The 6,557-nt window shown below is 72.6% G+C and carries 4 protein-coding genes and 2 pseudogenes; 2 read left to right on the top strand and 4 right to left on the bottom strand.

The window, feature by feature from the left end; translation table 11 throughout:
• Nucleotides 1-5: 5 nt before the first annotated feature.
• Together rho and G3I56_RS13375 are read left to right on the top strand one after the other, a co-directional pair.
• A complete protein-coding gene (gene rho / locus G3I56_RS13370) occupies nt 6-1,160 on the top strand; it encodes a transcription termination factor Rho (protein ID WP_164409140.1) in 1,155 nt (384 codons plus the stop codon).
• A 110-nt stretch (nt 1,161-1,270) separates the two neighbouring features.
• Nucleotides 1,271-2,143: pseudogene (locus G3I56_RS13375) on the top strand (serine hydrolase); the annotation flags it as partial.
• Between the two features lie 35 nt (nt 2,144-2,178).
• Here G3I56_RS13375 and G3I56_RS45025 read toward each other — a convergent pair.
• From G3I56_RS45025 to aspA, 4 genes and pseudogenes are all read right to left on the bottom strand, one after another.
• On the bottom strand, nt 2,179-3,579 hold the full coding sequence (locus tag G3I56_RS45025; RefSeq protein WP_343239937.1) for a glycosyltransferase 87 family protein: 1,401 nt from the start codon (nt 3,577-3,579) through the stop codon (nt 2,179-2,181).
• On the bottom strand, nt 3,576-4,976 hold the full coding sequence (gene mptB / locus G3I56_RS13385) for a polyprenol phosphomannose-dependent alpha 1,6 mannosyltransferase MptB (RefSeq protein WP_164409142.1): 1,401 nt from the start codon (nt 4,974-4,976) through the stop codon (nt 3,576-3,578). The genes G3I56_RS45025 and mptB overlap by 4 nt, the downstream gene beginning before the upstream one ends.
• A 196-nt stretch (nt 4,977-5,172) precedes the next feature.
• Nucleotides 5,173-6,126 carry a glutaminase gene (locus G3I56_RS13390; protein WP_164409143.1) on the bottom strand — a complete coding sequence of 318 codons (954 nt, stop codon included), beginning with the start codon at nt 6,124-6,126 and terminating at the stop codon, nt 5,173-5,175.
• 241 nt (nt 6,127-6,367) lie between these two features.
• Nucleotides 6,368-6,557: pseudogene (aspA, locus tag G3I56_RS13395) on the bottom strand (aspartate ammonia-lyase); the annotation flags it as partial.

Genomic DNA, 6,557 nt, shown 5'->3' on the forward strand with positions numbered 1-6,557 from the left:
CGACCATGACCACCACACTCGAACGTCGCCCTGGACAGGGCGCTGAACAACTGTCCCCGACCCGTATCGCGACCGGTGTCCTCGACATCGACGGCAACGGGAAGGGGTATCTGCGGGCCGCCGACAGCTGCCTGCCCACATCCACCGACCTCCAGGTCTCCCCGGCACTGATCCGCCGCCACGGCCTGCGCAAGGGCGACCTCGTCTCCGGCGCACAGGGCACCCAGCGCGCCCTGACCGAGGTCGCGCTGGTCAACGGCCTTACGCCCGAAGAGCTGCGCGGCCGTCGCCACTTCCGCGACCTCACCCCGCTGCACCCGCGCGACCGGCTCCGCCTCGAACACCCGGCGGCCGGACTCACCGGACGCGTCACCGACCTGATCGCACCCGTCGGCAAGGGGCAGCGCGGGCTGATCGTGGCCCCGCCCAAGACTGGCAAGACCGTGCTGCTCCAGCAGGTCGCGGCGGCCGTCGCCGGCAACCACCCCGAGTGCCGCCTGATGGTGGTGCTGCTCGACGAACGGCCCGAGGAGGTCACCGACATGCGGCGCTCCGTGCGCGGCGAGGTGTACGCCTCGACCTTCGACAAGGCACCCAAGCAGCACATCGCGCTCGCCGAACTCGTCATCGAGCGGGCCAAGCGCCTGGTCGAGGCGGGCGAGGACGTCGTCATCCTCCTGGACTCCCTCACCCGGCTGTGCAGGGCCCACAACAACGCGGCGGCCTCCGGTGGCCGCACCCTCAGCGGCGGGGTCGACGCCGCCGCGCTGATCGGGCCGAAGCGGCTGTTCGGCGCCGCACGCCTGGCCGAGGAGGGCGGTTCGCTCACGATCCTCGCCACGGCCCTGGTGGAGACCGGTTCCCGTGCCGACGGCTTCTTCTTCGAGGAGCTGAAGGGCACGGGCAACATGGAGCTGCGGCTGAGCAGCGAGCTCGCCTCCCGGCGCGTCTACCCGGCCGTCGACATCAACCCGTCCGGCACCCGCCGTGAGGAACTCCTTCTGTCTCCGGCGGAGTTGACGACCGTTCAGGGGCTGAGGCGGGCCCTGCAGACGCGGGACGGCCAGGCAAACCTGGAAACCCTCCTGGAGCGGCTCCGCAGCACGCCCGACAACGCGACCTTCCTGCGGCGCATCCAGCCGACACTGCCCGCCGAGTAGCCACACCTTTGGGCGCCTGCGTGCTCCCCGGGTGTGGCATCCGGGTGTTCGGGCCCGCTCTTCGGCCCCGGCAGCGCCACGTTCGGCGCGTCCATTCTTACGTTTGCGGTATGACCATCAGATTCTCTTCCCGGATCGCCGCCTCCTGCTGTGCGCTGTGCGTGACGGGCGTGCTGGCGCTCCCGCCCGTCACGGCGTCCGCCAGCACCGGTGCCGACCCGGTCGCGCCGACGGCCGCGGACGCGCGGCTGCTGTACCGCTCCGGCACCCAGGCCCGGCTCCGCCCCGGAGCGCCCCGCCTCCCCCGGGACGTGTCCGCGCTGTCGTGGCTGGTGGCCGACGCCGGCACCGGTGAGGTGCTCGCCGCGCACAACGCGCACCGCAAACTGCCGCCGGCCAGCACGCTCAAGACACTCTTCGCCCTCACCGTGCTGCCCACACTGCCCGCGGGCCTGCGGCACAAGGTCACCGAGTCCGATCTGGCGGGCATCGGGGCCGGCAGCAGTCTGGTCGGGGTCGCGGCGGGGCGTACGTACCGTGTCTCCGACCTGTGGCGGGGGGTGTTCCTCAACTCCGGGAACGACGCCGTGCACGTCCTGGCCGCCATGAGCGGGGGCTGGCGCGACACCGCCGTCCGGATGCAGGCCAAGGCCCGCTCCCTGGGCGCCCGCGACACCCACGTGCGCTCACCCGACGGCTACGACACGTCGGGCCAGGTGTCGTCGGCGTACGACCTCGCGGTGTTCGGTCGCACCGGGCTGCGCAACGCCGACTTCGCCGCCTACTGCGGCACGGCCTACGCGAAGTTCCCGGGCGGGGGCGGCCGGTCGTACGAGATCCAGAACACCAACCGGCTGCTGACCGGCGCCAACGGCGTCAAGCGCTACCGGGGCGTGATCGGCGTCAAGAACGGCTACACCAGCAAGGCCGGCAACACGCTGGTCGCCGCCGCGCGCCGGGGCGGGCGCACCCTGGTCGTCACGGTGATGAACCCTCAGGACGGCGGCGGATACGCCGTCTACGAGGAGGCCCGCTCGCTGCTCGACTGGGGCTTCGGGGCCGCCGGACGCGTGACTCCCGTCGGCTCGCTGGTCGCCGCGCGGCCGGTGGCGCAGGCGGGCCCGGAAGCGCCTAGGTCGGCGCCGGTGCCAGTGCCGGTGGCCGCGACCGTGGCGTCCGACAGCGGGCCGGGCTGGCCGGCGACCTGGACGATCCTCGGAGCGGCCGCACTCGGCGCCGGAGCGGTGTCGCTGGTGTTGCGGCTCGTGGGCCCGAAACGGGTCTGACCGGCGTCGTCCACCGGCAGCCACAGCAGCAGCCCGAGGGTGACCCAGACGTACGCGCTGCCGCCGACGAAGCCGTCGACGCCGGACGCGTCGTCGAACCACAGCCACACGACGCTCGTACACAGCACCGCGTACAGAGCACCCGCCACGCGCGTGTGCCCGGTGCGCAGCAGGACGGCGAACGACGGGAGCAGCCAGACGAGATGGTGGACCCAGGTGATCGGGCTGACCAGACAGGCGGTCAGCCCGGTGAGGGCGAACGCGGCCCACCAGTCCCCCACCGCGACGGCCCGCCGGGCACGCCACGCCCAGACACCGAGGACGACCACGACCAGCACGAGCCACACGGCACGGCTCGGTTCACCCGGCTCGGCCAGCCGCGCCAGCACACCCTGGAGCGACTGGTTGGAGACGTACGCCGCCTTCCCGATGCGCTGGGTGTCCCACAGCGCCTCGCTCCAGTAGAACCGCGAGGCGTCCGGCGCGATCCAGGCCGCGAGCGCGGTGGCCGCACCGGCGACGGCCGTCGCGACCCCGGCGGCCCGCCGCCGCCCGGCGAGCAGCAGCAACCCGATGAACAGGGCGGGGGTCAGCTTGATGGCGGCGGCGAGCCCGATCCCGATACCCGCCCAGCGGGCCCGCCCGGTCGTCAGCAGCCAGGCGTCCGTGAGGACTAGGGCCAGCAGTACGAGGTTCACCTGGCCGAAGCTGACGGTGTCTCGGACGGGTTCGAACAGTGCCAGCGCGCAGCCGGTCAGGGCCCAGCCGTACCAGCCGTACCGGCGCAGCACGGGTCCGGCGGTCATCCACACCACCGCGCCGAGCGCCGCCAGGTTGAGCAGCAGCGCGGCGGTGATCGCGGCGCGCAGCCCGAGCAGCGCCATCGGCAGCATGCTGACGGCCGCGAACGGCGGATAGGTGAAGCCGTACGTCGTGCCGGGCACCCGGTAGTCGTAGATCCGGCCGCCGTGGTGGACCCAGGTGTCGACTGTCCCGTAGTAGACCCGCAGGTCGAACCAGCCGCGCAGCAGGGGCACGGTCGCGGTGAACACGGTCACCGTGACGACGAGGGCGAGCACCAGGAGCAGTCGTTCCCGGTCGGTGCGGGGCAGTCTCACAGGGCTCAGGCTCATACCGTGCTCTCCCGCAGGGGTGTCCGGGCCGTCTGGTGGGCCTGCCAGAGGACGACCACGGCCAGCGCGCCGCCGGAGACGGCCAGGACCAGTTCCTCGGTCCCGGCGGGCGCGCCGCTCGGCAGGGCGAGGAGCGCGACGACCCCTGTGACGGCGGCGAGGCGGTGGCGTACGGAGGTGCTGGGCGCCGCGGCGGCGATGAGGAACAGGGCCCACAGGGCGTACCAGGGCCGGATCGCCGGGCCGAGGACGACCACGACGGCCAGGCTGAGGCCAAGAGCGTAGACCGGGCTGAGGCGTGGGCGGCGCAGCCATATGAAGGCGATGGCCAGGACGGTGACGGCGATGCCGAGCAGGTGCCAGGCCGGCACGGCGAGCGGTGCCAGATCGCTGCCGACCTCGGTGAGCACGGCGGCCGTCGCGCGGCCGAGAAGGCTGGTGAGAGCCCAGTTCTGGGGCGACACCGGGGTTTTCAGGGCGCCTATCCAGCCGTATCCGGTACCGGCCAGCGCGGTGACGCCGACGGTCGTCGCGGCTGCCGCGCCCGCGGTGGTCAGTACCGCCCGCACCGGGCTGCGGCCCGCGCGGATCTGGAGCGCCACGACCGCGGCGAGGCCGAGGACGGCCGGCGCCTTGACGAGGGCGGCGAGCGTCACGAGTACGGCGCCGAGGACCGGCCACCGGCCCAGCGCCGCCACCAGGCCGATGCCGAGCAGCCCGAGCATGATCGCGTCGTTGTGGGCGCCCGCCACCAGGTGCAGCAGGACCAGCGGGTTGAGGGCGCCGAGCCAGAGCGCGGCGGCCGGGTCGGCGCCGCTGTGCCGGGCGAGGCGGGGCAGGGCCGCCGCCATCAGCGCCACGCCGAGCAGCGCGACCAGCCGCAGGCCGAACAGTCCGGCGGGGATCTCGCCGCGGGTCAGTCCGGAGAGCCCGGACGCGACGGCGAGGAACACCGGGCCGTAGGGGGCGCCGGTCTGCTGCCACACCGGGGCGACCTCGGCGGCGAGCGGGCCGCCGAGCAGGGCGGGGCCGTGCGTGTACACGTCCATGTGCGCGTCGACCATCGCGCCCTGGGCGAGATAGCTGTAGACGTCCCGGCTGAACAGGGGCGGCGCGAGGAGGAGCGGGGCCGCCCAGACGGCGAGGACGAGCATCAGGGACCGTACGGAGGGCGGCTCCGGGCCCCGGACCAGTCTGCCGAGCAGGGTCCAGGCGGCTATCAGCAGGACGACACCGAAGTAGACGCCGACCAGGCCCAGTGCGGCGCGGTCGGTGGAGGGTGCGATGAACTCCCGTACGGGGAGGGCCCCGGCACTCTCGCCTCCGAGCGCGAGGCACGCGGTGCCGATCAGGCCTGTGGCCTGACAGCGGGAGAGGTCGATCGGGGGAGCCTTCACCCGTGCAGCGTGGCAAGCGTGAGTGGACGGACGGCTACGGGGTGCCTTCCAGGCGGGGGCCTGCGTATTACCGGTGAGTGGTCGGTGGTGTTGCCTTGTCGGCTGCCCGCCGGTGGGGCTTGTCGCGCAGTTCCCCGCGCCCCTGTCGGGGCGCCCCCCACAGGGCGTTGAGAAGTTCCGTCAGAACACTCAAGGGTCAGAAGACCGACACTCCCGTCAGTGTCGTGAAACGGTCCAGGGCTGCCACCCCCGCCACCGAGTTGCCCCGCTCGTCCAGGCCGGGGCTCCACACGCACAGCGTGCAGCGGCCCGGGACGATCGCGATGATGCCGCCGCCCACTCCGCTCTTGCCGGGGAGGCCCACTCGGTAGGCGAAGTCGCCCGCCGCGTCGTAGGTACCGCAGGTCAGCATGATGGCGTTGATCTGTTTGGACTGGCTCTGGGTAAGGAGGCGGGTGCCGTCGGCCCGGACGCCGTGGCGGGCCAGGAAGGCCGACGCGAGGGCGAGATCCGCGCAGGACGCCTCGACCGAGCACTGGCGGAAGTACTGCTCCAGCAGGTCCGGGACCGGGTTGTCGATGTTGCCGTACGAGGCCATGAAGTGGGCGAGGGCAGCGTTGCGGTGGCCGCGTCCGGCCTCGGAGGCGGCGACCTCCTTGTCGAAGGTGAGCCCGGGGTTGCCGGACTCCGTGCGCAGGAAGTCGAGGAGTGTGCCGGCCGCGTCCCCGGTACGGGTGTGCAGGCGGTCGGTGACGACGAGGGCGCCCGCGTTGATGAACGGATTGCGCGGGATGCCGCTCTCGTACTCCAGCTGGATCAGGGAGTTGAAGGGATTGCCGGAGGGTTCGCGGCCGACGTGCTCCCAGAGTTCGTCGCCCTCGCGGGCCAGGTCGAGGGCGAGGGTGAAGACCTTGGTGACGGACTGCGCGGAGAACGGCTCCCGCCAGTCCCCCACCCCGTACACCGTGCCGTCGAGTTCGGCGACGGCCATGCCGAAGCTGCGGGGGTCTCGCGACGCGAGGGCCGGGATGTAGTCGGCGGGGCGCCCACGGCCGGGGGTGCGTTCGATCTCCTCGGCGATGCGTTCCAGAACCGGCTGGAAGGTCGGGGGCGAGGACGAGGGCGAAGGAGCTGGTGCCATGATCGCCATTCTCCCTTCGGGACGGTCCTGGTGCGCGTTCGTGTGTCTGAGCGGTCGTGGTGAAACCAGGTGCGCGACAGCGCCCGGCCAGGGACGCGGGGCTGTGTCAATATGCGGCTCCGCCGCGATGGGGGTCCCCCCGCTCTGGGGGTCCCCCCAGGGCCTTAAGGCTCTGGGGGAGAAGCCGAGAGTGGGGGAGCGACCAGCCCCCACCGGCCCACAGCAAAGAACCCGCCTGTCCGGCGGAGCGCTACGCGCCGTTGCCCGCCAGGATCTCGGGGCGCAGCAGGTCCGCGAGTCGTTCGGCGGGCAACAGGCCTTTTTCCAGGACGAGTTCGGCGACGCCCCGGCCGCTGACGAGCGCCTCCTTGGCGATGTCGGTGGCGGCCGTGTATCCGATGTACGGGTTGAGGGCGGTGACCAGGCCGATGGAGTTCTCC

The sequence above is a fragment of the Streptomyces sp. SID12488 genome (genome assembly GCF_010548275.1).
In the GTDB taxonomy this organism is placed as follows: domain Bacteria; phylum Actinomycetota; class Actinomycetes; order Streptomycetales; family Streptomycetaceae; genus Streptomyces.

Coding starts and splice junctions, on each gene's coding strand:
- rho (WP_164409140.1), top strand. CDS start 6: ATGACCACCACACTCGAACGTCGCCCTGGACAGGGCGCTGAACAACTG.
- G3I56_RS45025 (WP_343239937.1), bottom strand. CDS start 3,579: ATGAGCCTGAGCCCTGTGAGACTGCCCCGCACCGACCGGGAACGACTG.
- G3I56_RS13390 (WP_164409143.1), bottom strand. CDS start 6,126: ATGGCGATCATGGCACCAGCTCCTTCGCCCTCGTCCTCGCCCCCGACC.